The sequence below is a fragment of the Streptomyces mutabilis genome (assembly GCF_014649815.1).
Lineage (GTDB): Bacteria > Actinomycetota > Actinomycetes > Streptomycetales > Streptomycetaceae > Streptomyces > Streptomyces mutabilis.
In genome coordinates, this window is the sequence record NZ_BMTT01000002.1 from 436,100 (window position 1) to 461,239 (window position 25,140).

Sequence of the window (25,140 nt, forward strand, 5' to 3'; positions counted from 1 at the left end):
TGCCATACCCCGGTTCTCGCCCCTGCCGCACTGCGCCGGAGCGGCCCCGCGCGGTTTCGTCAGGGCACCGATCAAGACACCGGGCGGACCGGTGCCCGACGAGTGGGGACAGATGACCGACCACACGATCCACGCGATCCGACTGAGCTCCGTCAGCAGGCGGTACGGCGCGGGCGACAGCGCGGTGACCGCTCTGGACGAGGTCTCCCTCGCCTTCCCGCGGGGCACCTTCACCGCCGTCATGGGCCCCTCGGGCTCGGGCAAGTCGACGCTGCTCCAGTGCGCCGCCGGCCTGGACCGGCCCACATCGGGGTCGGTGGTCGTCGGCGGCACGGAGCTGACGGGGCTGAGCGAGCGGAGGCTGACCCTGCTGCGGCGCGAGCGCATCGGCTTCGTCTTCCAGGCGTTCAACCTGCTGCCCTCGCTGACCGCGGCGCAGAACGTGGCCCTCCCCCTGCGCCTGGCCGGCCGCCGCCCCTCCCGGTCCCGGGTCCGCGAGGCGCTCGCCCAGGTCGGTCTCGCCGACCGCGGCCGGCACCGGCCCGCCGAGTTGTCCGGCGGCCAGCAGCAACGCGTCGCGCTGGCCCGCGCCCTGATCACCCGGCCCGAGGTGCTGTTCGGCGACGAGCCGACCGGTGCCCTGGACTCGCGGACCGGACGGGACGTCCTGGCCCTGCTGCGCGGCATGGTCGACCGCGAGGGCCAGACGGTCGTCATGGTGACGCACGATCCGGTGGCCGCCGCCCGCGCCGACCGCGTGGTCTTCCTCGTCGACGGCCGGCCGGCCGGTGAACTGGCCGGGGCGGACGCCGACGCCATCGCCACCCGCATGACCCGGCTGGAGGCCGCCCCGTGCTGACCGTCACCCTGCACACCCTGCGCACCCGCTGGGCCACCCTCGTCGGCAGTTTCGTCGCCCTGTCCCTGGGGGTCGCGCTGCTATCGGTGACAGGACTGGCGCTCGCCTCCTCGCTGGACGCTCCCGACCGCGCACCGGAACGGTTCGCCGCCGCGCCGGTCGTGGTGCGGGGGCAGGACGCACTGCGGGTGCCCACGCCGGTCGGCGACCGCACGGAGAGGCTCGCCCAGCCGCGTGCCGTGCCCGCCGGGACGGTCGCGGAGCTGCGGCGGCTCGGCCGGGTCGTCGAGGACCGGTCCTTCGCCGTACGGGCCGAGCGCGGGCCGGGGGACCTCGTGGGCCACCCGTGGTCGACCGCCGCGTTCGCCCCGTACGGGATCGACGCGGGCCGCGCGCCGCGCGCCGCCGGCGAGGTCGTCGTCACCGGCGACTGGGCCGCGCCCGGCGAACGGCTCCGCACGGACCGGGGCGTCGTGGAGGTCGTGGGCACCGTGCCCGACCGCGGTTTCGAGAACGCCGTCTTCTACACCGACGCCGAGGCCGCCCGGCTCTCCCCCGTAAGCCTCCAACTCGTGGTCGACGCGGACGCCTCGGCGGTGCGGGACGCGGTGCGCGGCAGCGCGGGCGTGCGGGTGCTCACCGGCGACGAACGCCGGTACGCCGACGCCGACCCCGAGCGGGACAGCGAGGCGATGACCGCGATGAACGCCCTGTTCGGCACGGCCGGCGGCGTCTCCGCCTTCGTGTCGGTGTTCGTCGTGGCGTCCACCTTCGCCTTCGCGGTGGCGCAGCGGCGGCGGGAGTTCGGGCTGCTGCGCACCGCCGGGGCGACGCCCGGACAGGTCCGCCGGACGGTTCTGGCCGAGGGGCTGGCGGTGGGGGCGGTCGCCTCGGCGGCCGGCTGCGCGCTCGGTTCGTACGGTGCCCCGCTCCTGGCCGCGTGGGTCGTCGACGAGGGCCTGGCACCGGCGTGGTTCAGCATCGGCGACCACACCTGGCCGTACCACACGGCCTTCTGGACGGGGCTGCTCGTCGCCCTGTGCGGCGCGGTCACCGCGTCCTGGCGGGCCGGCCGGACCGGCCCCGCGCAGGCACTGCGCGAGGTGTCCGTGGACACCCGGACCATGCCCCGGGGACGGTGGCTGTCCGGCGGGGGCCTGCTGCTGACCGCGCTGGTGACGCTCGGCATCGCACTGGCCGGCGATCCCGGAGACCTGCTGCACCGCAAGACGTACGTGACCCGGCCCATGCTGCTGATCACCGCCGTCGCGTTGCTCGCCCCCGTCGTGGTGCGCCCGCTGACCCGGCTGCTGACCTGGCTGCCCGCCCGGCTGCCGGGCGCGGCGGGGATGCTGGTGCGGGAGAACGCCGCCGCCGGGGTGCGCCGCACGGCGGCCGTCGCGGCGCCGGTGCTGGTGACGGTCGCTCTGGCCGGGTCGCTGCTCGGCGCCACCGCGACGCTGAACGAGGCCGGCGCGACCGAGACGCGCGAGCGGACCACCGCCGACTTCGTGGTCGAGGCGCCGGGTGACGGCGGCTTCGACGCGGAGACCGTCGACCGGCTGCGCGCGGTGCCGGGGGCGGCCACGGTCTCCCCGGCCTCCTCGACCGCCGTGTACGTCCTGGAGGAGGGCGTGGCGCTGGTCAGGTCCGACGCGCGGGCCGTCGCCGACCCCGCGGCACTGTCGGCCACCGCCCGGCTGCCGCTCGGGGCGGGCAGGGTGACCGACCTCGACGACGGCTCGATCATCGTCAACGAGGAGTGGGAACGGCACTCCGTCGGCGAGAGCGTGCGGGTGTGGCTCGGCGACGGCACGGAGCGGAAGCTGCGCATCGCCGCCGTGATGACCACCGGTACGGGTGACAACGGCGCCTACGTCACCTCCGCCAACGCCCCGGGCGCCCCGGTCGACCGGGTCGACGTCACCGTCGCGGCCGACGCCGACGCCGGTGCGGTGGCCGACGGGCTGCGCGACGCGGTGGGGCCGTCCGGCGGTCAGGTGGCGAGCAGGGACGAGTGGGTGGCGGCCACCTCCCCGCAGACCAACGGCACGACCCGGGCGGGCCTCCTGCTGGTCCTCGGCATCGCCCTGCTCTACACCGGAATCTCCCTGGTCAACACCATGGTCATGGCCACTTCCGACCGGACGCGCGACCTGGCCGTGCTGCGGCTGGCGGGGGCCACCAGGTGGCAGGTGCTGAGGCTGGTGGGCGCGGAGTCGCTGACGGTCGTCGTGGTCGGCGCGGTCCTGGGTCTGATCGTGGCCGTGCTCAATCTGGCCGGAATGTGGGCGGCGCTACGCCTCCTGTCGGTGCACAGCGCCCCCGACCTGCCCTGGACGCCCCTGGCCGGCGTAGTCGCGACCTGCGCGGTACTCGCCGTCACCGCCTCGGTGATCCCGGCGGGCCTGGTCCTGCGACGCCACGCGGCGGAATCGGCGGGAGTACGGGAGTGACTCCTGGCCCACCACAGGGCTTCCCTCGGGCTCGAACACCTCTGCCGCCGACGAGGCAGTGATCGCCCGCGTGAACCACACGTCCAACACACCCATGTCGCCGCACCCGGCAATGCGCGCCCGCTCCTCCTCCGAAACCTCGACGCCCCGCCGGTCCAACAACAGCAGAAGAGCACCGGCCCGCCCCTCGGCCCGCCCTTCGTCACGCCCCTCCGCCCTGAGACTCTGCGCAGTCTCCGACTGAAAGAAGGAAAGATCGGCAGCCATACGGCTCACTCCCCCTCCCCGAACACCTCCGCCGCCGACGAGGCCGTGATCGCCCGCGTCAACCAGACGTCCAACACCTCCACGTCGGAACACCCCACGATGCGCGCCCGCTCCCCCTCCGACAACGAGACACCCCGCCGGTCGAGCAACAGCAGAAGAGCACCGGCACGCCCCTCGGCCCGCCCCTCCGCCCTGAGACTCTGCGCGGTCTCCGACTGAAAGAAGGAAAGGTCGGCGGCCATGATCTGCCTCCAGAGGTCCGCGGCCGGCGTCTTGCCGAGGCCTTGTTCCGTGAGCTCGATGAAGATGCTTGCCGTGTTCTCGTCGTGGGCCGTCAGGCCTTTCAAGGCCGATGCCAGCGCTTTCAGTATGGCACCGGCGTCAGGATCCCGGCGGTGCAGCGCTGCGGACAGGACGGTCAGCGGGATGTCACGCGCCGCCTCGTCGGGGCTGTCGATCACGTGCAGCTGGTCCGGCCCGAGGACCAGTGGACGCACGGTGAGCGAGGGCCACTGCGGCGGACCGATGTCGACCTGCCGGGCCGCCCAGGCCGCGGTACGCCGGTCGGCACAGACGACCAGCAGGACCGGCGGCAGCCGGTACTTGGCGTGCAGGTGCGACAGGTAGTAGGCCCAGCTCGCGGGCTTGTCGGGATCCTGCCTGCCCTGTGACTCGACGGCGAGCAGGAAGCTGCCGTTGTCGCCGGTCTCCATGCGCAGCAGCGTGTCGACGCGTCGCTCCACCGGACGGTTCTCGGTGAGGTCCGTGGTGAGGGGAACCGCGGAGACCGGCTCGGCGAAGGAGACGTCGAGCGCCTTGACGGCACGGGCGAAGAGCGCCGGATCCTCCTGGAAGATCCGGTGCAGCGCCTCGTGGGATGAACTGACCATGCGGCGAATCCAGGAGAGCGGCTGACCTTGCCAGACACATATGCCCACGGTGCCCGCGATCGAGTGACCTCTCCACCCCCGTGGTTGACGCCCCCCGACCGCAAACGCGAAAGGGGCCCGCACGACCGAAGTCGTACGGGCCCCTTCCCAGGCATCAGCCCATGTCAGGTCATCGGACCGACAAGCAAGCGGACTTACTTGTTGATCTTGGTGACCTGGCCGGCGCCGACCGTCCGGCCACCCTCGCGGATGGCGAACTTCAGGCCCTCTTCCATGGCGACGGGCTGGATGAGCTCCACCTTCATCTCGGTGTTGTCACCCGGCATGACCATCTCGGTGCCCTCGGGGAGGGTCACGACGCCGGTCACGTCCGTCGTACGGAAGTAGAACTGCGGACGGTAGTTGTTGAAGAACGGCGTGTGGCGGCCACCCTCGTCCTTGGACAGGATGTAGGCCTGCGCCTCGAACTCGGTGTGCGGGGTGACCGAGCCCGGCTTGATGATGACCTGGCCGCGCTCGACGTCCTCGCGCTTGATGCCGCGGAGCAGCAGACCGACGTTCTCACCGGCCTGGCCCTCGTCGAGGAGCTTCCGGAACATCTCGATGCCGGTGACCGTGGTGGTGGTCTTCTCCTGCTTGATGCCGATGATGTCGACGGTCTCGTTGACCTTGAGGACACCACGCTCGATGCGGCCGGTGACGACCGTACCGCGACCGGTGATGGTGAAGACGTCCTCGATCGGCATCAGGAACGGCTTGTCGACGTCGCGCTCGGGCTCCGGGATGGCCTCGTCCACGGCCTTCATGAGCTCGAGGACCGAGTTGCCCCACTCCTTGTCGCCCTCGAGGGCCTTCAGAGCGGAGACCTTGACGACGGGAACGTCGTCGCCCGGGAACTCGTACTCGGAGAGGAGCTCACGCACCTCGAGCTCGACGAGCTCCAGGATCTCCTCGTCGTCCACCATGTCGGCCTTGTTCAGGGCGACGACGATGTACGGAACGCCGACCTGGCGGGCCAGGAGCACGTGCTCCTTGGTCTGCGGCATCGGGCCGTCGGTGGCGGCGACCACGAGGATGGCGCCGTCCATCTGCGCCGCACCCGTGATCATGTTCTTGATGTAGTCCGCGTGACCGGGGCAGTCGACGTGGGCGTAGTGACGCGACTCAGTCTGGTACTCGACGTGCGCGATGGAGATGGTGATACCGCGCTGGCGCTCTTCGGGAGCCTTGTCGATCTGGTCGAAGGCCGAGGCCTCGTTCAGGTCCGGGTACGCGTCGTGCAGCACCTTGGTAATGGCGGCCGTGAGGGTCGTCTTACCGTGGTCGATGTGACCGATGGTGCCGATGTTGACGTGCGGCTTAGTCCGCTCGAACTTCGCCTTCGCCACTGGGGTCCTCCTGTGGAGTGGTTCTGTACGCCTTACTCATCGGCGCCAGGTGATCTTTGCTGGGAAACCCGGGCCAGGGGGCATTCCGCCGGGTTGGCGGCGGAATGCCTCTTGCAGGCTCCGGGGTCAAGCCTAAAGCGTGTGAACGGGGTCCGTTAAACGGAGTAGCCCGTTACTCGCCCTTGGCCTTCGCGATGATCTCCTCGGCGACGTTCCGGGGAACCTCGGCGTAGGAGTCGAACTGCATCGAGTAGCTTGCGCGACCCGACGTCTTGCTGCGGAGGTCGCCGACGTAGCCGAACATCTCCGACAGGGGCACGAGGCCCTTGACGACGCGGGCGCCCGCACGCTCCTCCATGGCCTGGATCTGGCCACGGCGGGAGTTGATGTCGCCGATGACCTCACCCATGTAGTCCTCGGGCGTGGTGACCTCGACGGCCATCATCGGCTCCAGGAGCACGGGCGAAGCCTTGCGCGCGGCCTCCTTGAAGGCCTGCGAACCGGCGATCTTGAAGGCGAGCTCGGAGGAGTCGACCTCGTGGTAGCCACCGTCGATGAGCGTGACGCGGACGCCCGTCATCTCGTAGCCGGCCAGGATGCCGAACTGCATGGCCTCCTGAGCGCCGGCGTCCACCGAAGGGATGTACTCCTTCGGGATGCGGCCACCGGTCACCTTGTTCACGAACTCGTACGAGGCGTCGCCGCCCTCGATCGGCTCGATCGCGATCTGCACCTTGGCGAACTGACCGGTACCACCGGTCTGCTTCTTGTGGGTGTAGTCCACGCGCTCGACGGTCTTGCGGATCGTCTCACGGTACGCGACCTGCGGCTTGCCGACGTTGGCCTCGACCTTGAACTCGCGCTTCATCCGGTCGACCAGCACCTCGAGGTGAAGCTCGCCCATACCGCCGATGACGGTCTGGCCGGTCTCCTCGTTGGTGTGCACCTGGAAGGAGGGGTCCTCCTCCGCGAGACGCTGGATGGCGACACCCAGCTTCTCCTGGTCGCCCTTGGACTTGGGTTCGATCGCGACCTCGATGACCGGCGCCGGGAAGTCCATGGACTCCAGGATGACCGGGTTCTTGTCGTCGGACAGCGTCTCACCGGTGGTGGTCTGCTTCAGGCCCATGACGGCGACGATGTCGCCGGCGCCCACCGACTCGATCTCCTCACGCTTGTTGGCGTGCATGCGGTAGATCTTGCCGATGCGCTCCTTCTTGCCCTTGACGGAGTTCAGCACCGCGGTGCCGGACTCCAGGCGGCCCGAGTAGACCCGGACGAAGGTGAGCTTGCCGAGGTGCGGGTCGCTCATGATCTTGAACGCGAGCGCGGCCAGCGGCTCGTCCTCGGACGGCTTGCGCTTGATGACGACCTCGGGGTCCTTGACGTCCTGGCCCTCGATGGCCTCGACGTCGAGCGGGGTCGGCAGGTAGCGCACGACCGCGTCGAGCAGGGGCTGGACGCCCTTGTTCTTGAACGCGGTGCCGCAGAACACCGGGGTGACGGTGGTGTCGTCGGACTTGCCGGTCGCGATGGTGATGCGGCGGATCGCGGCGTACAGCTGCTCCTCGGTGGGCTCCTGGCCCTCCAGGAACAGCTCCATGATCTCTTCGTCGTTCTCCGCGACGGCCTCGACCAGCTTGCCGCGCCACTCCTCGGCGGCCTCGGTGTGCGTGGCCGGGATGTCGACGGTGTCGTACATCTCGCCCTTGGCCGCGTCGGCGGACCACACGAGCGCCTTCATGCGGACGAGGTCCACGACGCCCTGGAAGTCGGCCTCGGCACCGATCGGGAGCTGCATGACGAGCGGCTGGGCGCCCAGGCGGTCCGAGATCATGTCCACGCAGCGGTGGAACTCGGCGCCGGTACGGTCCAGCTTGTTGACGAAGCAGATGCGCGGCACGCCGTAACGGTCGGCCTGACGCCACACCGTCTCGGACTGCGGCTCCACACCGGCGACACCGTCGAACACGGTCACGGCACCGTCGAGCACACGCAGGGAACGCTCCACCTCGACGGTGAAGTCGACGTGCCCCGGGGTGTCGATGATGTTGATCGTGTAGTCGTTGTTCTCGAGCGGCCAGTGGCAGGTGGTGGCAGCGGACGTGATCGTGATGCCACGCTCCTGCTCCTGCTCCATCCAGTCCATCGTGGCAGCGCCGTCGTGGACCTCACCGATCTTGTACGACACACCCGTGTAGAACAGGATCCGCTCGGTGGTGGTCGTCTTGCCCGCGTCGATGTGGGCCATGATCCCGATGTTGCGGACCTTGGCCAGGTCAAGTGAAGTGGTAGCCATAAGGCTTCAGTCTTCTCTCGGTCTCGATGTGGGTAGCGACTACCAGCGGTAGTGCGCGAAGGCCTTGTTGGACTCGGCCATCTTGTGCGTGTCCTCGCGCTTCTTCACAGCGGCACCCAGGCCGTTGGAGGCGTCGAGGAGCTCGTTGAGCAGACGCTCGGTCATGGTCTTCTCGCGACGGGCGCGGGAGTAACCGACCAGCCAGCGCAGCGCGAGGGTGTTGGCGCGACCGGGCTTGACCTCGATCGGCACCTGGTACGTCGCACCACCGACACGGCGGGACTTGACCTCGAGGGTCGGCTTGATGTTCTCGAGAGCGCGCTTCAGCGTGATGACCGGGTCGTTGCCGGTCTTCTCGCGCAGGCCCTCCATGGCGCCGTAGACGATGCGCTCGGCGGTGGAGCGCTTGCCGTTCAGCAGCACCTTGTTGATCAGGGAGGTCACCAGAGGAGAACCGTAGACCGGGTCGATGATGACCGGGCGCTTCGGGGCGGGGCCCTTACGAGGCATTCTTACTTCTCCTTCTTGGCGCCGTAGCGGCTGCGAGCCTGCTTGCGGTTCTTCACACCCTGGGTGTCAAGCGAACCGCGGATGATCTTGTAGCGAACACCCGGCAGGTCCTTCACACGGCCGCCGCGCACGAGCACGATGGAGTGCTCCTGCAGGTTGTGCCCCTCACCCGGAATGTAAGCGGTGACCTCGATCCCACTGGTCAGACGCACACGCGCGACCTTACGCAGGGCCGAGTTCGGCTTCTTCGGGGTGGTCGTGAACACACGCGTGCAGACGCCACGGCGCTGAGGGGAACCCTCGAGTGCGGGCGTCTTGTTCTTCTCGACCTTGTCCTGCCGGCCCTTGCGGACCAGCTGCTGGATCGTAGGCACTACTTCTCCGGTTTCTGTGTGCCGAATGGTGAAGCTAACCTGGAACGTCGCCGACCCACGCGGTCGGGTGTGTCGAAGCCGCGAAACCCCGCCGCCAGACGGAGGAGGAGCGCGGATTGCGGTGGCCGTTCACGACCCTCACCGCGGTTGCAGGCACGCACGAGGGCCAGGGCACACCCCAGGCACAAGGTCTGAGCGTACCTACCGCACTCGCTGCGGTCAAAACAAATGGGCGGGACCGGCAGCGAAGCCCGGATTGTACCGTTCCGCCCGTATCCCTCCGTGGCCGGGACGGCTGTCCGGCGGGCCTCAGCCAGCCGGCCTCCCGGCGCGCTGGGCCAGTTGCGCCCCTGGCACCAGGAGGCGGACGCCGGACCGCATTTGGACCGCGGGTCGGGCCGAGGTCCAGGCGATCACCGAACGCGCCGTCGGCAAGGAAAGCGTCCGCTGAAGTCCGAACCTCTGCCCGAACAGGCCCCGCCCTACCCGCAGGGCCGCTGTTCGTCCTGTACCTCGACGGTGACGCGTACGCGGAGCAACTGCGGATGCTGGTGACCTGGGTGCACTCCCTGCTGCTCCCCGTCCACGGCCAGGAGACCCGCCCCGGCGCGCCCTGGTGCCCGCGCCGGTGGGAGCACCTGGAGGCGGTGTCCCGGTTCCCCGGACACGAAGAACGGGAGCAAGAGCTCCGCCACACCGTCCGCCGATGCCTCCCCCGGCCCGGAAGGTCCGTCGGTGCTGTTGCCGGTCCCCTCCGCCTACGACCCGAAGCCGGGCTGGCAGCACACGCTGGGCTGGATGCCCGAGGACTACTCGGCGCAGCCCCTGGTAGCCGTCGGCACTCGCACCGACACGGTCGCCTATGTGGACACCACGGAGGACGGGTACGTCGTCCAGGCGTACGGTCCGCTTCACGAGCAGGCCCTGGGAGCCACCCTCCCCCATGGAAGCCGGCGACCTGCCGAGGCACTCGGTGCAGCTGCCCTCCGTGGCGACGGCCGTCCAGGACGGACGTGAGTACGTCGTGCTGTGGGCCCACGGCGAGACCGGCGGGGACGCCCTCAACAAGGGCAAGCAGTCCGTCCGTCTCCTGGTCTTCCCGGCCGACGCCTCGGGCAGCGCGGTGGCCCCGGCTCGCGAGATCGACATTCCCGTCGAGGTGTCGGCACTCGGCGAGGACCACCTCCAGGTGGCCGACTTCGGCACGGGCCTGGAGGTCCACTGGGAGTCGGCAAACACCGACAAGGAGGCCGTCGTCGTCGATGTCACCAGCGGCCCGCTCGACCGCTGCGCGGACGCCTGCGCCGAGGGCATCGGCCGTATCACCGACAAGGGCTGGGTCGTCTCCGACCGGTCACAGGGCGCCGTGTCAATGCCCGGCGCCTGGGACATCCGCGACGCGGCCCCGCCCGGCGCCAAGCACCCGGACGACACGGGAAGCAACGAGTTCGTTGGCGTCACCGGCGGTCGTCTGCTCACCCGGTGGCAGGCCGAGTCCGGCAGTGTCATGCGGCCCCTGACCGCCCTGCACGACGCGACCACGGGCAAGCTGGAGACCAGCATCGTCTGCGACCGCCCGGACGGCGAGAGGGCCGTCGCCTCCCCCGACGGCCGCTTCGTCGCCGCCGGCACCGTCGCCTTCGACCTCCAGCAGCGCGGCGGCCACTGCCTCGACGCGAGTGAGGAACGCAAGGCGGGCGTGTACGTCCGGTCGATCGCCGACGGCGGCACCGCCTACGGCACGCTCGACGACACCCGCGGGATCAACGGGCAGACGGCCGAGGTCGACCTCTCCACCGGCACCCCCCGGCTCCTGCCCGAGGGCACCCTCGTCCCCGACCTGACCCTGAAGAGCACCGGCGTCTTCCTGTCCCCGAGTCCCACCGACGGCCTGCTGATCTCGGTGCTCCGCACCCAGTGACGCCCCGGTCCGACCGATCCCCGCAGAGAAACGATGTCCCTTCCCCGGACCACCCGACTGCTGCGCTGACAGCATCCGCTGCACGGCGAGGCGCTCACCCTGCTGCGCGCCGCCTACGAGCCGGGCACCGGCCTCGGCCGCTGAGGAGCCCCGCACAGCACGCCAAAGGCGCGGCGTGGGTCTTCGTTCGGCCCCTGCTGCCCGAATCGCTGCGGGCCCGCAAGCGTGGCCGACCGCACGGTGCTCAACGGGATCGCGCGGAAGCCCCGCACGGGGTGACCTGGCGGGACGTGCCCTAGGTACGGCCCATGAGCCACGCTGCACCCCCGCTTTGACCGCTGGCCCTGGACAGCGCCTTCGAGCCGATGCTCAGGGCCGCCCGGGCGGAAGCGGACGCGGGCACGCCAGGCGACTCAGCACCGCGGCAGGGGCACGCGGGGCTCACCCGGTCCCACGCCGGCCACCGCCCCGTCGCCGGGCGGACCTCCGCCGGAGGAGGGGGCGGCCGCCGTGTCGTGCCGGACGAAGTACGTCGGCCGGTTCTGCACCGCCGTGTAGATGCGCCCGACGTACTCCCCGAGCAGACCGACGCAGATCAGCTGGACGGCGCCGATGAACACGATCCCGGTGAACAGGGAGGTCCAGCCGGGCACCGTCCGGCCCAGCGCGAAGGCGGTCAGGGTGTAGACCAGCAGGCCCAGGCAGACCAGGAAGGCGCCGGCGCCCAGCCAGGTGGCGATGCGCAGCGGGGCTGCGGAGAAACCGGTGACGCTGTCGACCGCGAGGCGGATCATCCGCCCCAGCGGGTACTTGGTGCGGCCGGCGCTGCGCGGTGCGCGCTCGTACGCCACCTGCCCGCTCGGGAAGCCCAGCCAGGGCACGAGGAGGCGGTAGACCCGCTGCTGGTCCGGCAGCGCCTTCAGGGCGTCGACGGCAGCGCGGCTGAGCAACCGGAAGTCACCGGCCTGCGCGGTGACCGACGGGCCCGCCAGGCGCCGCATCAGGCGGTAGTAGACGCCGGCCGTCCAGCGCTTGAAGCCGGTGTCGCTGCTGCGGTCGGCACGGACGCCGTAGACGATGTCGAGACCCTCGGCGCGGGCCAGCGCCAGCATCTCGGGGATCTTCTCCGGCGGGTCCTGGAGGTCGGCGTCGAGGCTGACGACGTAGGCGCCCGCCGCCCGGTCCAGACCGGCGGTCAGCGCCGCCTGGTGACCGGAATTGCGCCGCAGCGCGACCACGCGCAGCTCCGGCCAGCCCAGCCGGAAGGCGGCGAGCAGCTCCGCCGTGCGGTCCACGCTGCCGTCGTCCACCGCGACGACCTCGTGCGGGACGCCCAGTTCGTCGAGGACCGGCCGCAACCTGCTGACCAGCGCGGGCAGGACCTCTTCCTCGTTGTACATCGGAATGACCACCGACAGCACGACCGGCTCCTGCCGTTCCGCGTCCGGTATCTCGGGCACCGCGCCTCCCCTCTCCCGAACACTGAGCACAGATGTGCGACTCTTGTGCGATCTTATGGCAGCAATTGACGCTTGAGGGTGGACCGAGGGGGATGACAGCCATGGACACGGCTGCCGACGACACGGTGACCGACGAGTCGCGCGGCGCCCCGGACGGGCTGTCCGACGGATCCCGACCGCGGGGCCCGTCTCGGGACCGGCGAGCCTGGCGCCCGGCCCTCCCGGACGCCGCCCGTCCCTACCTCCCCGCGCTCGCCCTGTACGCCGTCACGAAGCTGGTCGGCCTCGCGGTCTTCGCCTCCCTGCTGGAGTACGCCGGGGACTACAAGGGCAAGAACCCGCGCTTCGGCGGCGGTGCCCACTGGTGGGACGTCCTGGCCACCTGGGACGGGTGGTGGTACCTCCAGGTCGCCGAACACGGCTACAGCCCCTCCCTGGTGCGGCTCGGCGGCGAGGGCCTCTTCACGGTCCAGCAGAACTCGGTCGCCTTCTTCCCCCTCTACCCGGCCCTGATCCGCATGGTCTCGGAGACCACCGGCCTCGGCCTGTACGGCTCCGGCATCCTCGTCTCCGTCGTCTTCTCGTTCGTCGCCGCAGCGGGCATCTTCGCCGTGGTCCGCCTGGTCGCCGGGGCCCGCGCCGGCACCGTCGCCGCCGGCCTGTGGGCCGTCGCTCCCGGCGCCGGCGTCGAGTGGGCGGTCTACTCCGAGTCCCTGTTCGTCGCCATCGCCGCCTGGGCCTGCCACGCCGTGATGACCGGCCGCTGGCTGACCGCAGGCGTGCTGGCCTTCACCGCCGGCCTGAACCGCCCCACCTCCGCCGTCCTCATCGGCGCCGTGGGGCTGGCCGCGCTGGTGACCGTCGGGCGCCCGTCCGGCCGGCGCGAGCACGGGGTGCGAGGCCCGGTCTACGCCATGGCCGTGGCCCCCCTCGGCCTGCTCGGCTACATCGCCTGGGTCGGCTACAGCACCGGCGAGGCCACCGCGTACTTCACCCTCCAGCGCGAGGGCTGGGCGCACTTCTTCGACTACGGCGCCTACACCCTGGACGTGCTGCGCAACCTCGCGGTGGGCAAGGGTGACTACGTCTTCGCCTTCTCGACCCCGGACCTGCTCTCCCTCCAGCTGGTCCTGGCGCTGCCCTTCCTGATCGCCCTGATGCTGCGCAAGAAGCCCCCGCTGGTCCTCGTCGCCTACACCCTGGCGACGATCATCACGGTCCTCGGCACCCAGCAGATGTTCGGCAACACCATGCGCTACCTGCTGCCGGCGTTTCCGCTGCTCCTCGCCCCGGCCGCGGCCCTGGCCCGCCTGAGGCTCCCGAGCCTCGCGGTCTTCTTCACCACGGCCGCGCTCGCCTCCGGCTGGTACGCGCACTACGTCATCTTCGAGCTGGGCGTGCCGTAGACCCGTCCCGCACACACGCCGAAGGGCGGCCACCCCATGGGGGTGACCGCCCTTCATGCGATCAAGCGACAGCTCGCTTACTGGTTGTACGGACCGTAGTCGTAGTCCTCCAGCGGAACGGCCTGGCCGGAGCCCGTGCCGAACGGCGAGTAGTCGATGTCGTCGTAGCCGACGGCCGAGTACATCGCGGCCTTGGCCTCCTCGGTCGGCTCGACCCGGATGTTGCGGTAGCGGGACAGACCCGTACCGGCCGGGATGAGCTTACCGATGATGACGTTCTCCTTGAGGCCGATGAGGCTGTCGGACTTGGCGTTGATCGCCGCGTCCGTCAGGACTCGGGTCGTCTCCTGGAAGGAGGCGGCCGACAGCCAGGATTCCGTCGCCAGCGAGGCCTTGGTGATACCCATCAGCTGCGGACGACCGGAGGCCGGGTGACCGCCCTCCTGGACCACACGACGGTTCTCGGTCTCGAACTTCGACCGCTCGACCAGCTCGCCGGGCAGCAGCTCGGCGTCGCCGGACTCGATGATCGTCACGCGGCGCAGCATCTGCCGGATGATGATCTCGATGTGCTTGTCGTGGATCGACACGCCCTGCGAGTTGTAGACCTTCTGGACCTCGCCGACCAGGTGGACCTGGACGGCACGCTGACCCAGGATGCGCAGCACGTCGTGCGGGTTGGTGGCACCCACGGTGAGCTTCTGGCCCACCTCGACGTGGTCGCCCTCGGAGACCAGCAGACGGGCACGCTTCGAGATCGGGAACGCCGTCTCGTCGCTGCCGTCGTCCGGGGTCACGACGATCTTCTTGGTCTTCTCGGTCTCCTCGATCCGGACGCGGCCGGAGGCCTCGGAGATCGGGGCGACACCCTTCGGGGTACGGGCCTCGAAGAGCTCGACGACACGCGGCAGACCCTGGGTGATGTCGTCACCGGCCACACCACCGGTGTGGAAGGTACGCATCGTCAGCTGGGTACCGGGCTCACCGATGGACTGGGCGGCGATGATGCCGACCGCCTCACCGATGTCGACGAGCTTGCCGGTGGCCAGCGAGCGGCCGTAGCACATGGCGCAGGTGCCGACCTGGGACTCGCAGGTCAGGATCGAGCGGGTCTTGACCTCCTCGACACCGTGGCGCACCAGCTGGTCGATGAGCACGTCACCGAGGTCGACGTTGGCCGGCGCGATGACCTTGCCGTCGATGACGACGTCCTCGGCGAGCATGCGGGCGTAGACGCTGGTCTCGACGTCGTCCGTCTTGCGCAGGACACCGTCGGCGCCGCGCTCGGCGATCCGCAGCCGCAGACCGCGCTCGGTGCCGCAGTCCTCCTCCCGAATGATGACGTCCTGGGAGACGTCGACCAGACGACGCGTGAGGTAACCCGAGTCGGCGGTACGCAGAGCGGTGTCCGCCAGACCCTTACGGGCACCGTGCGTGGAGATGAAGTACTCCAGCACGGACAGGCCCTCACGGAAGGAGGCCTTGATGGGACGCGGGATCGTCTCGTTCTTCGCGTTCGACACCAGACCACGCATACCGGCGATCTGACGCATCTGCATCATGTTGCCTCGTGCACCCGAGTTCACCATCATGAAGATCGGGTTGGTCTTCGGGAAGTTGTCGTTCATCGCCTCGGCGACCTCGTTGGTCGCCTTGGTCCAGATCGCGATGAGCTCCTGCGTGCGCTCGTCCTTGGTGATCAGACCGCGCTCGTACTGCTTCTGGACCTTCTCGTCCTGCGCCTCGTAGCCGCGGACGATCTCCTTCTTCGCCTCGGGAACGACGACGTCGGAGATGGCCACGGTCACGCCGGAACGGGTGGCCCAGAAGAAGCCGGCCGCCTTCAGGTTGTCGAGCGTCGCCGCCACGATGACCTTCGGGTAGCGCTCGGCGAGGTCGTTGACGATCTCGGAGAGCTGCTTCTTGCCGACCTCGTAGTCGACGAAGGGGTAGTCCTCGGGCAGCAGCTCGTTGAAGAGCGCGCGGCCCAACGTGGTCTTCAGGGTGAAGGTGTCACCCTGCTGCCACTCCGGCTCACCCTCCTCGCGGGCCGGGGGCTCCCAGCCGCGGGGCGGGATGGTGCCCACCGGGAAGCGGATGTCGACCTTCGACTGGAGCGACAGGTCGCCCGCGTCGAACGCCATGATCGCCTCGGCGGCGGAACCGAAGGCACGGCCCTCGCCCTTGAGGTCGCGGCCCTCGCCGTCGGTGGTGAGGAAGAACAGACCGAGGACCATGTCCTGGGTCGGCATCGTCACCGGACGGCCGTCGGCCGGCTTGAGGATGTTGTTCGAGGACAGCATCAGGATGCGGGCCTCGGCCTGCGCCTCCGCGGAGAGCGGCAGGTGGACGGCCATCTGGTCACCGTCGAAGTCCGCGTTGAACGCGGTGCAGACGAGCGGGTGGATCTGGATGGCCTTGCCCTCGACCAGCTGCGGCTCGAAGGCCTGGATGCCGAGGCGGTGCAGCGTGGGCGCGCGGTTCAGCAGAACCGGGTGCTCCGCGATGACCTCTTCCAGCACGTCGTACACGACCGTGCGGCCGCGCTCGACCATGCGCTTGGCGCTCTTGATGTTCTGCGCGTGGTTCAGGTCGACCAGGCGCTTCATCACGAACGGCTTGAAGAGCTCCAGCGCCATCGCCTTGGGCAGACCGCACTGGTGCAGCTTCAGCTGCGGGCCGACGACGATGACGGAACGCGCGGAGTAGTCCACACGCTTACCGAGCAGGTTCTGACGGAAACGACCCTGCTTGCCCTTCAGCATGTCGCTGAGGGACTTCAACGGACGGTTGCCGGGACCCGTCACCGGGCGGCCACGACGACCGTTGTCGAAGAGCGCGTCCACGGCCTCCTGGAGCATGCGCTTCTCGTTGTTCACGATGATCTCGGGCGCGCCGAGGTCGAGAAGCCGCTTCAGGCGGTTGTTGCGGTTGATGACGCGGCGGTACAGGTCGTTCAGGTCGGAGGTCGCGAAGCGGCCACCGTCCAGCTGCACCATCGGACGCAGGTCCGGCGGGATGACCGGCACGCAGTCCAGCACCATGCCCTTGGGGCTGTTGCTGGTCTGCAGGAACGCGGAGACGACCTTGAGGCGCTTGAGCGCACGGGTCTTCTTCTGGCCCTTGCCGGTGCGGATGATCTCGCGGAGGCGCTCGGCCTCCTCGTCGAGGTCGAAGGACTCCAGGCGCTTCTGCAGCGCGGCGGCGCCCATCGAGCCGTCGAAGTAGGTGCCGAAGCGGTCGCGCAGCTCGCGGTAGAGCAGCTCGTCGCCCTCGAGGTCCTGGACCTTGAGGTTCTTGAACCGGTTCCACACCTCGTCGAGGCGGTCGATCTCGCGCTGCGCACGGTCGCGCAGCTGCTTCATCTCGCGCTCGGCACCCTCGCGCACCTTGCGGCGCACGTCGGCCTTGGCGCCCTCGGCCTCCAGCTCGGCGAGGTCCGTCTCGAGCTTCTTGGCGCGGGCCTCAAGGTCGGCGTCGCGACGGTTCTCGATCTGCTGGCGCTCGACGGAGACGTGGGCCTCCAGCGACGGCAGGTCGCGGGTGCGGCGCTCCTCGTCCACGTACGTGATCATGTACGCGGCGAAGTAGATGACCTTCTCGAGGTCCTTCGGGGCGAGGTCGAGCAGGTAGCCCAGCCGCGACGGGACGCCCTTGAAGTACCAGATGTGGGTGACGGGGGCGGCGAGCTCGATGTGGCCCATCCGCTCACGGCGCACCTTGGCGCGCGTGACCTCGACGCCACAGCGCTCACAGATGATGCCCTTGAAGCGGACGCGCTTGTACTTGCCGCAGTAGCACTCCCAGTCCCGGGTCGGACCGAAGATCTTCTCGCAGAAGAGTCCGTCCTTTTCGGGCTTGAGTGTGCGGTAGTTGATGGTCTCGGGCTTCTTGACCTCGCCGTGGCTCCACTGACGGATGTCGTCAGCGGTGGCCAGACCGATCCGGAGCTCGTCGAAGAAGTTGACGTCGAGCACTATGCGTCAATCCCTCTCAGGGTTGTAAGTCTTGGGGTCTGATACGGGGGTCCTGGGGCCGGCCGGAGGCTCAGGGATCTTCATCGCTGAACCTCCGGGCCGGACTCCCGTCAGACCTCTTCGACGCTGCTCGGCTCGCGCCGTGACAGGTCGATGCCGAGCTCCTCCGCAGCGCGGAAGACGTCCTCGTCGGTGTCACGCATCTCGATGGACATGCCGTCCGAGGACAGCACCTCCACGTTGAGGCACAGGGACTGCATCTCCTTGATGAGCACCTTGAAGGACTCGGGGATGCCGGGCTCAGGGATGTTCTCGCCCTTGACGATGGCCTCGTAGACCTTCACGCGGCCGGTCACGTCGTCGGACTTGATGGTCAGCAGCTCCTGGAGGGCGTAGGCCGCTCCGTACGCCTCGAGTGCCCACACCTCCATCTCGCCGAACCGCTGGCCACCGAACTGGGCCTTACCACCCAGCGGCTGCTGGGTGATCATCGAGTACGGGCCGGTCGACCGGGCGTGCAGCTTGTCGTCGACCAGGTGGTGCAGCTTGAGGATGTACATGTACCCGACCGAGATCGGGTCCGGGAACGGCTCACCGCTGCGGCCGTCGAACAGCCGGGCCTTGCCGGACGGGAGCACCATGCGCTCGCCGTCGCGGTTCGGGATGGTGTGCTCCAGCAGACCGGCGAGCTCGTCCTCACGCGCACCGTCGAAGACCGGCGTGGCCACGTTGGTACGCGGCTCCACCTTGTCGGCGCCGATGTTCTGGAGGCGCTGCGCCCACTCGTCCGCGAGGCCGGAGACGTCCCAGCCCTGGCTGGCGAGCCAGCCGAGGTGGATCTCCAGGACCTGTCCCGGGTTCATTCGGGACGGGACACCCAGCGGGTTGAGGATGATGTCGACCGGCGTGCCGTCCTCCAGGAACGGCATGTCCTCGATCGGGTTGATCTTGGAGATGACGCCCTTGTTGCCGTGACGGCCGGCGAGCTTGTCACCGTCGGTGATCTTGCGCTTCTGCGCGACGTAGACGCGGACCAGCTGGTTCACGCCCGGCGGCAGCTCGTCGCCCTCCTCGCGGTCGAAGACGCGGACGCCGATGACCTTGCCGATCTCACCGTGCGGCACCTTCAGGGAGGTGTCGCGCACCTCGCGCGCCTTCTCACCGAAGATCGCGCGGAGCAGGCGCTCCTCCGGGGTCAGCTCGGTCTCACCCTTGGGCGTGACCTTGCCGACGAGGATGTCGCCGGCGACGACCTCGGCACCGATGCGGATGATGCCGCGCTCGTCGAGGTCGGCGAGGACCTCCTCGGAGACGTTCGGGATGTCCCGAGTGATCTCCTCGGGGCCGAGCTTGGTGTCACGGGCGTCGACCTCGTGCTCCTCGATGTGGATCGAGGAGAGGACGTCGTCCTGCACGAGGCGCTGCGACAGGATGATCGCGTCCTCGTAGTTGTGACCCTCCCACGGCATGAACGCGACCAGCAGGTTCTTGCCGAGCGCCATCTCGCCGTTCTCGGTGGCCGGACCGTCGGCGAGGACCTGGCCCTCGATGACGCGGTCGCCCTCGGAGACGATGACCTTCTGGTTGACCGAGGTGCCCTGGTTGGACCGGGAGAACTTGGCCAGGCGGTACGTGATGTACGTGCCGTCGTCGTTGGTGGTGGTGATGTAGTCCGCGGAGACCTCCTGGACCACACCCGCCTTCTCGGCCTTGACCACATCGCCGGCGTCGGCGGCGGAGCGGTACTCCATGCCGGTGCCGACCAGCGGGGACTCGCTCTTGATGAGCGGCACCGCCTGACGCATCATGTTCGCGCCCATGAGGGCACGGTTGGCGTCGTCGTGCTCGAGGAACGGGATCATGGCGGTCGCGACCGACACCATCTGGCGCGGCGAGACGTCCATGTAGTCGACGTCGTCACCGGGGACGTAGTCGACCTCGCCGCCACGACGGCGGACCAGGACGCGGGCCTCGGCGAACCGCATGTCGTCGTTGAGCGTGGCGTTGGCCTGCGCGATGACGAAGCGGTCCTCCTCGTCGGCGGTCAGGTAGTCCACCTCGTCGGTGACCTGGCCGTCGACGACCTTGCGGTACGGCGTCTCGATGAAACCGAACGGGTTGATCCGGCCGTACGAGGCGAGCGAGCCGATCAGACCGATGTTCGGGCCTTCGGGCGTCTCGATCGGGCACATGCGGCCGTAGTGCGACGGGTGAACGTCACGGACCTCGAAGCCGGCCCGCTCACGGGAGAGACCACCCGGGCCGAGGGCGTTCAGACGACGCTTGTGCGTCAGCCCGGACAGCGGGTTGTTCTGGTCCATGAACTGGGACAGCTGGCTGGTGCCGAAGAACTCCTTGATGGAGGCGACGACCGGCCGGATGTTGATCAGGGTCTGCGGCGTGATCGCCTCGACGTCCTGGGTCGTCATGCGCTCGCGCACGACGCGCTCCATACGGGCGAGACCCGTACGGACCTGGTTCTGGATCAGCTCGCCGACGTTGCGGATGCGGCGGTTGCCGAAGTGGTCGATGTCGTCGGTCTCGACGACGATCTCCCGGCCCGACTCGCCGACCGTCTCGGTCTCACCGGCGTGCAGCTTCACCAGGTACTTGATGGTGGCGATGATGTCGTCGGTGGTCAGAACGCCGGCGTCCAGGGGCTCGTCGGCGCCGAGCTTCTTGTTGACCTTGTAGCGGCCGACCTTGGCGAGGTCGTAGCGCTTCGGGTTGAAGTACAGGTTCTCAAGAAGCGTCTGCGCGGCCTCACGCGTGGGGGGCTCGCCCGGACGCAGCTTGCGGTAGATGTCGAGCAGCGCGTCGTCCTGGCCCTGGGTGTGGTCCTTCTCCAGGGTGGCGCGCATGGACTCGTACTCGCCGAACTCCTCGAGGATCTGCTCGGTGGTCCAACCGAGCGCCTTGAGCAGGACGGTCACGGACTGCTTGCGCTTGCGGTCGATGCGCACACCGACCATGTCGCGCTTGTCGATCTCCATCTCCAGCCAGGCACCCCGGGACGGGATGATCTTGGCGGAGAAGATGTCCTTGTCGGACGTCTTGTCGATGGAGGAGTCGAAGTAGACACCCGGCGAACGGACCAGCTGCGACACGACGACACGCTCGGTGCCGTTGATGACGAAGGTGCCCTTGTTGGTCATGAGCGGGAAGTCGCCCATGAAGACCGTCTGGGACTTGATCTCGCCGGTCTCGTTGTTGGTGAACTCGGCGGTGACGAAGAGCGGGGCCGCGTACGTGAAGTCACGGTCCTTGCACTCGTCGATGCTGTTCTTGGGGGGCTCGAAGCGGTGGTCGCGGAACGTCAGCGACATCGACCCGGAGAAGTCCTCGATCGGCGAGATCTCCTCGAAGATCTCTTCCAGACCGGACTTGGTGGGGACGTCCTGACCGGACTCCAGAGCCGACTCGACGCGAGCCTTCCAGGCGTCGTTGCCGAGGAGCCAGTCGAAGCTCTCGGTTTGCAGCGCGAGAAGGTTCGGAACCTCGAGGGGCTCCTTGATCTTTGCAAAGGAGATGCGCAGCGGGGCGGTGCTGGCAGCGTTGTTCGTATTCGCGGTCGAGGCATTGCGCGAGGCGGCCAAGAGGGGGTCCTTCCGAGGGCTCGGACTCACTACGCGCGTACCGGTGCCTCTTCCGTGCACGAAGACAGGGAGTGCCTTTTATGGCTGAAGAGCCAGGTCAGGCATGCTCTGGTCGTCAGTGCTCGGGCGAGGGCAGACCCCTGGTGACGGGCAGGGGGCAGCTAACAGGCAGCGCAAAGGGTCAGTGTAGCCACTTGGCACACTGATGTCCAGTGCGGTTCTCGGGGACCGTGTTCGCTCCTCGTTGTTCTCACCACCTGTGCGGCAAGGCCTCGCCCTCAACGCACCCAGATACTGCCCTCTTCGCCGTCGATCCATGCCTCGGATTCGGATCCTTTGACGACGCCCTGAGAATTGCGCGCTGCGTGCGGTTCGTCAAGGCCCCCCTTGGCCCGAACCGGTTGCCTCCAGCGGCTCTCAGGGCCCCGGAGACGGCACGACGAAGATCACCATACTCTTCGGCGCGACGCGCGCAAGGCAGCCGCCGCCGGACCCCCGGTACGCCGAAGAGCGACCACCCGGATGGATGATCGCTCTTCGGTGCTACGGCGTTACAGACCCTGACGGATCCGTGGTGCCGGTGCGGTCTTACTTGACCTCGACGGAGGCGCCGGCGCCCTTGAGGGACTCGGCGGCCTTGTCAGCGGCCTCCTTGTTGACCTTCTCGAGGACCGGCTTCGGGGTGCCGTCGACGAGGTCCTTGGCCTCCTTCAGACCCAGGGAGGTCAGCTCACGCACGACCTTGATGACCTGGATCTTCTTGTCGCCGGCGCCGGTGAGGATGACGTCGAACTCGTCCTTCTCCTCGGGGGCCTCGGCGGCGGGGGCACCCGGGCCACCGGCCATGACGACCGGGGCGGCCGCGGCGGCGGTGACGTCGAACTTCTCCTCGAAGGCCTTCACGAACTCGGAGAGCTCGATGAGGGTCATCTCCTCGAACTGGGCGAGCAGGTCGTCCTGGCTGAGCTTCGCCATGATGGCGGTCCTTCCACTAATTCGGCAGGTGCCGGATGTACGGGGTGAGGCGGGCGTACGTCGGGCCCGCTGCGACCCGTGCCGCGCTCAGGCGGCCCGGATCAGAAAGCGAGCCGAATTACTCGGCACCGCCCTGCTCGTCCTGCTTGGCACGGAGCGCGTCCACGGTGCGGACGAGCTTCGACGGCAGCGCCTGGAAGACGGAGGCAGCCTGGGACTGCTTCGCCTTGAAGGCACCGGCCAGCTTGGAGAGCAGAACCTCGCGGGACTCGAGGTCCGCGAGCTTCTTGATCTCGTCGGCGGACATCGCCTTGCCGTCAAGGACACCGCCCTTGATGACGAGGTTCGGGTTGTCCTTGGCGAAGTCGCGCAGACCCTTCGCCGACTCCACCGGGTCACCGGTGACGAAGGCGACGGCCGTCGGACCAGCGAAGAGCTGGTCGTCGAGCGTGATCCCGGCCTCGTTGGCCGCAATCTTGGTCAGCGTGTTCTTCACCACGGCGTACTGGGCGTTCTCACCGAGCGACCGGCGCAGCGTCTTGAGCTGCGCCACGGTGAGACCGCGGTACTCGGTCAGCACGGCGGCGTTGGAGCTGCGGAACTTGTCCGTCAGCTCGGCAACCGCGGCAGCCTTTTCGGGCGTCGCCATAGAGCCTCGGCCTCCTTCCGGGTGATTCGGACCGCGCGGACCCGAAGGAGGACTGGGGAAAACGAAACGCCCCGGCGCAGGCGCACGGGGCGTGACTCGACCGGTCGGCATCCGCACCAGGCGGGCACTCCGGGAGTTCATCCACAGTCACCTGCGCGGGTCGTCCGCAGTTCAGCGGATCCTTCGGCCACCGTGACTCTCGCGAGCACACGGCAACGACCAGCGGTCTTTGGCTTCGTGGGAGAGCGTACGTGAACGGGTCAGTGTCGAGCAAATCCGCCCGTACGGCGACCCGGGCGACGGGCCGCCGAAGGCTCAGCCCTGCTGGGACTCCTGCATCATCTCGGCCAGGTCGACCGTGTCCTTCGCCGGCGGCGCGGCGACCTTCACCGGCTCGTTGATCCCGAGGAAGGTGATGGTCAGGTCCAGGGGGCCCTTGTCGGCGTCCCCCCGCATCCGGAACTGCTTGGTCTGGTCGTCGCCGTCGATCCACATGTCCATCGTGAGCTTGTCGACGCCCATCTTCTCGTACTGCTCAAGGCTCTGCTGCCGCTTCTCCTGGGTCGCCTTGTCCTCGCCCTCGAGGGACTTCTCCAGGTCGGCGAGGGTGACGGTGCCCTTGTAATGGGTGGTCTCGACACCTTCGACGGTCTCGGTGCCGACCTTCTCCACGTCCTTCGCGCCGGTGAGGAAGGTGGACTCCGTCGCCGGGTTCTTGTCGGCCTGGGAGGCTCCGCCGAGCTGGTTCAGCTCCTTGTCGGCGCCCATCGCGGCCAGGTCGAACTTGATCCAGCTCTTGCCGTCCATCTCCTTGGCGGCCTCGGCTCCCCCGCCGATGTACATGGCCTTGTCGACGATCCGGATCTCCGCCTTGGCGTCTGCGCCCTGGTCGAGTGCGGTCATCTTCATGGTCATCGCGATCGTGGGCTTGATCTGCATCTGGGCCTCGGCCTCGACGCGCCCCTCCTCGGGGGCCCGCCCCGTCATCCGGTAGCGGAGGGAGTCGATCTCCTCCGTGTTCTTGGCCGCCTTGGCGACGGCCGCCGCCGGCGTCACCTTCGGGGACTCCGCCGTCTCGTCCCCCTTGGAACAGCCGACCGCACCGGCGGCGAGCAGCAGCGCGGCCAGTCCGGCGCCGACGGGCATGCGTACGGAAGTCTTCATGCGTTCCCCCACGGGATCAATGAACAAGGGAGACAGACGGCTTCTCCACAGCACGGAGACCGCTTCTCCACAGCAAGGACGCGAGCGTATCCGGAATGGTTCGAACCGTCTTGTGATTTCCGTGGTTCAGCTGTCGTCCGGCGTCTGCCGCAGCAACTCCGCGAAGTCCGCGGTGTCGGAGGCCGGCGGGCGCTCGGCGGACACGGCGACGCCGTAGTCGCTGTAGTACGCGGTCTGGGTCAGCTCCCCGGTCTCCGTCCGCCCCCGCTCGACCTTCTTGACCAGCAGGTCCCGGTCGTCCACCCAGATGTCGACGGTCTGCTCGGTGGCGTCGTCCACGGTGCCGCTCCAGTGCGTGGTGCGCCGGCCCCGGGTCGTCTCCTCGCCCACCCTGCGTACGTCGCCGGAGGCCAGCAGTCGCTTCACCGTCCGGTCGGGCGTGGTCTCGCGCATGCCCTCCGCGAAACCGGCCGCACCGCTGCCGAGGTCCTCCAGGTCGGCGTACCCGTACTTGATCCAGTTTCTGCCGCCCACCCGGTCGGCGAACTCGTCGCCCATCCGGGCGTAGTACGCGTCGGGCAGGTACCGGGCCTCCATAGCCGTGGTGCCCAGTCGGCGCATGGTCTCGGCGGTCGTCCCACCCGTGTAGGTGATCTTCAGGGTGCCGGTGAGACCGCCGTTCCAGCCGAGTGCTCCCGTGGCGTCCAGGGAGAGCTCGCCGCCCATGACGGTCGTGGACTCGACCTTCGCCGAACCCGCCCGCGCGGTGGCCCGCTCGACGGCATGCAGGGGCTCGGCCGACGGGTCGGCGGACGCCCTGGAGTCGCTGGGCCCGCCGACGGAGGTGCAGGCCGTGACGCAGGCCAGCGCGGCCGTCACCGCGATCGATACGGCCGTACGGCGTGCCGTCGTACTTCTCATCCGCCCACCCCCTGTGCCCCCCTGCACC

At 68.9% G+C, this 25,140-nt stretch carries 17 protein-coding genes; 5 read left to right on the forward strand and 12 right to left on the reverse strand.

Annotated features, from left to right (window positions below):
* Positions 1-112 precede the first annotated feature (112 nt).
* Both IE142_RS06225 and IE142_RS06230 read left to right on the forward strand, forming a co-directional pair.
* Positions 113-859, forward strand: coding sequence for an ABC transporter ATP-binding protein (locus IE142_RS06225; RefSeq protein WP_191884746.1), 747 nt, complete (start codon positions 113-115; stop codon positions 857-859).
* Complete coding sequence (locus tag IE142_RS06230; protein WP_191884747.1) at positions 853-3,315, forward strand: FtsX-like permease family protein; 2,463 nt, start codon at positions 853-855, stop codon at positions 3,313-3,315. Before IE142_RS06225 ends, IE142_RS06230 begins: the two co-directional genes overlap by 7 nt.
* Positions 3,316-3,587: 272 nt before the next feature.
* Here IE142_RS06230 and IE142_RS06235 read toward each other — a convergent pair whose 3' ends face one another.
* The 5 genes from IE142_RS06235 to rpsL form a co-directional block, all read right to left on the reverse strand.
* On the reverse strand, positions 3,588-4,472 hold the full coding sequence (locus IE142_RS06235; protein WP_191884748.1) for a hypothetical protein: 885 nt from the start codon (positions 4,470-4,472) through the stop codon (positions 3,588-3,590).
* A gap of 194 nt (positions 4,473-4,666) precedes the next feature.
* Positions 4,667-5,860, reverse strand: coding sequence for an elongation factor Tu (gene tuf / locus IE142_RS06240; RefSeq protein ID WP_043381065.1), 1,194 nt, complete (start codon positions 5,858-5,860; stop codon positions 4,667-4,669).
* A gap of 172 nt (positions 5,861-6,032) precedes the next feature.
* Entirely contained in the window at positions 6,033-8,159 is a 2,127-nt protein-coding gene (gene fusA, locus IE142_RS06245; protein WP_043381067.1) for an elongation factor G, read from the reverse strand.
* Between the two features lie 39 nt (positions 8,160-8,198).
* Entirely contained in the window at positions 8,199-8,669 is a 471-nt protein-coding gene (gene rpsG / locus IE142_RS06250; protein WP_003974303.1) for a 30S ribosomal protein S7, read from the reverse strand.
* A 2-nt stretch (positions 8,670-8,671) separates the two neighbouring features.
* Positions 8,672-9,043: a 30S ribosomal protein S12 gene (gene rpsL, locus IE142_RS06255; RefSeq protein ID WP_003948652.1), complete on the reverse strand. Its 372-nt coding sequence runs from the start codon at positions 9,041-9,043 to the stop codon at positions 8,672-8,674.
* Between the two features lie 735 nt (positions 9,044-9,778).
* Here rpsL and IE142_RS06260 point away from each other — a divergent pair.
* On the forward strand, positions 9,779-10,060 hold the full coding sequence (locus IE142_RS06260) for a hypothetical protein (protein ID WP_191884749.1): 282 nt from the start codon (positions 9,779-9,781) through the stop codon (positions 10,058-10,060).
* Entirely contained in the window at positions 9,987-10,964 is a 978-nt protein-coding gene (locus IE142_RS06265) for a hypothetical protein (protein ID WP_191884750.1), read from the forward strand. Before IE142_RS06260 ends, IE142_RS06265 begins: the two co-directional genes overlap by 74 nt.
* 413 nt (positions 10,965-11,377) lie before the next feature.
* On the opposite strand, the gene IE142_RS06270 is transcribed toward IE142_RS06265, so the two are convergent.
* The gene (locus IE142_RS06270; protein ID WP_229830177.1) at positions 11,378-12,424 is read right to left on the reverse strand and encodes a glycosyltransferase family 2 protein; all 1,047 of its coding nucleotides are present in this window, start codon (positions 12,422-12,424) and stop codon (positions 11,378-11,380) included.
* A gap of 101 nt (positions 12,425-12,525) precedes the next feature.
* On the opposite strand from IE142_RS06270, the gene IE142_RS06275 reads away from it, so the two are divergent.
* Positions 12,526-13,830: a putative hexosyltransferase gene (locus tag IE142_RS06275; protein ID WP_191884751.1), complete on the forward strand. Its 1,305-nt coding sequence runs from the start codon at positions 12,526-12,528 to the stop codon at positions 13,828-13,830.
* A gap of 77 nt (positions 13,831-13,907) precedes the next feature.
* On the opposite strand, the gene IE142_RS06280 is transcribed toward IE142_RS06275, so the two are convergent.
* From IE142_RS06280 to IE142_RS06305, 6 genes are all read right to left on the reverse strand, one after another.
* On the reverse strand, positions 13,908-17,807 hold the full coding sequence (locus IE142_RS06280; RefSeq protein WP_100044826.1) for a DNA-directed RNA polymerase subunit beta': 3,900 nt from the start codon (positions 17,805-17,807) through the stop codon (positions 13,908-13,910).
* A 110-nt stretch (positions 17,808-17,917) separates the two neighbouring features.
* Positions 17,918-21,403 carry a DNA-directed RNA polymerase subunit beta gene (gene rpoB, locus IE142_RS06285; RefSeq protein ID WP_043381080.1) on the reverse strand — a complete coding sequence of 1,162 codons (3,486 nt, stop codon included), beginning with the start codon at positions 21,401-21,403 and terminating at the stop codon, positions 17,918-17,920.
* Positions 21,404-21,991: 588 nt separating this feature from the next.
* Positions 21,992-22,378, reverse strand: a complete 387-nt coding sequence (gene rplL / locus IE142_RS06290; protein WP_191884752.1) for a 50S ribosomal protein L7/L12 — start codon at positions 22,376-22,378, stop codon at positions 21,992-21,994.
* 118 nt (positions 22,379-22,496) lie between these two features.
* On the reverse strand, positions 22,497-23,027 hold the full coding sequence (gene rplJ, locus IE142_RS06295) for a 50S ribosomal protein L10 (protein ID WP_052839547.1): 531 nt from the start codon (positions 23,025-23,027) through the stop codon (positions 22,497-22,499).
* Positions 23,028-23,342: 315 nt separating this feature from the next.
* The gene (locus IE142_RS06300; RefSeq protein WP_191884753.1) at positions 23,343-24,191 is read right to left on the reverse strand and encodes an SCO4651 family lipoprotein; all 849 of its coding nucleotides are present in this window, start codon (positions 24,189-24,191) and stop codon (positions 23,343-23,345) included.
* Between the two features lie 126 nt (positions 24,192-24,317).
* The gene (locus tag IE142_RS06305; RefSeq protein WP_191884754.1) at positions 24,318-25,112 is read right to left on the reverse strand and encodes an SCO4651 family lipoprotein; all 795 of its coding nucleotides are present in this window, start codon (positions 25,110-25,112) and stop codon (positions 24,318-24,320) included.
* Positions 25,113-25,140 lie beyond the last annotated feature (28 nt).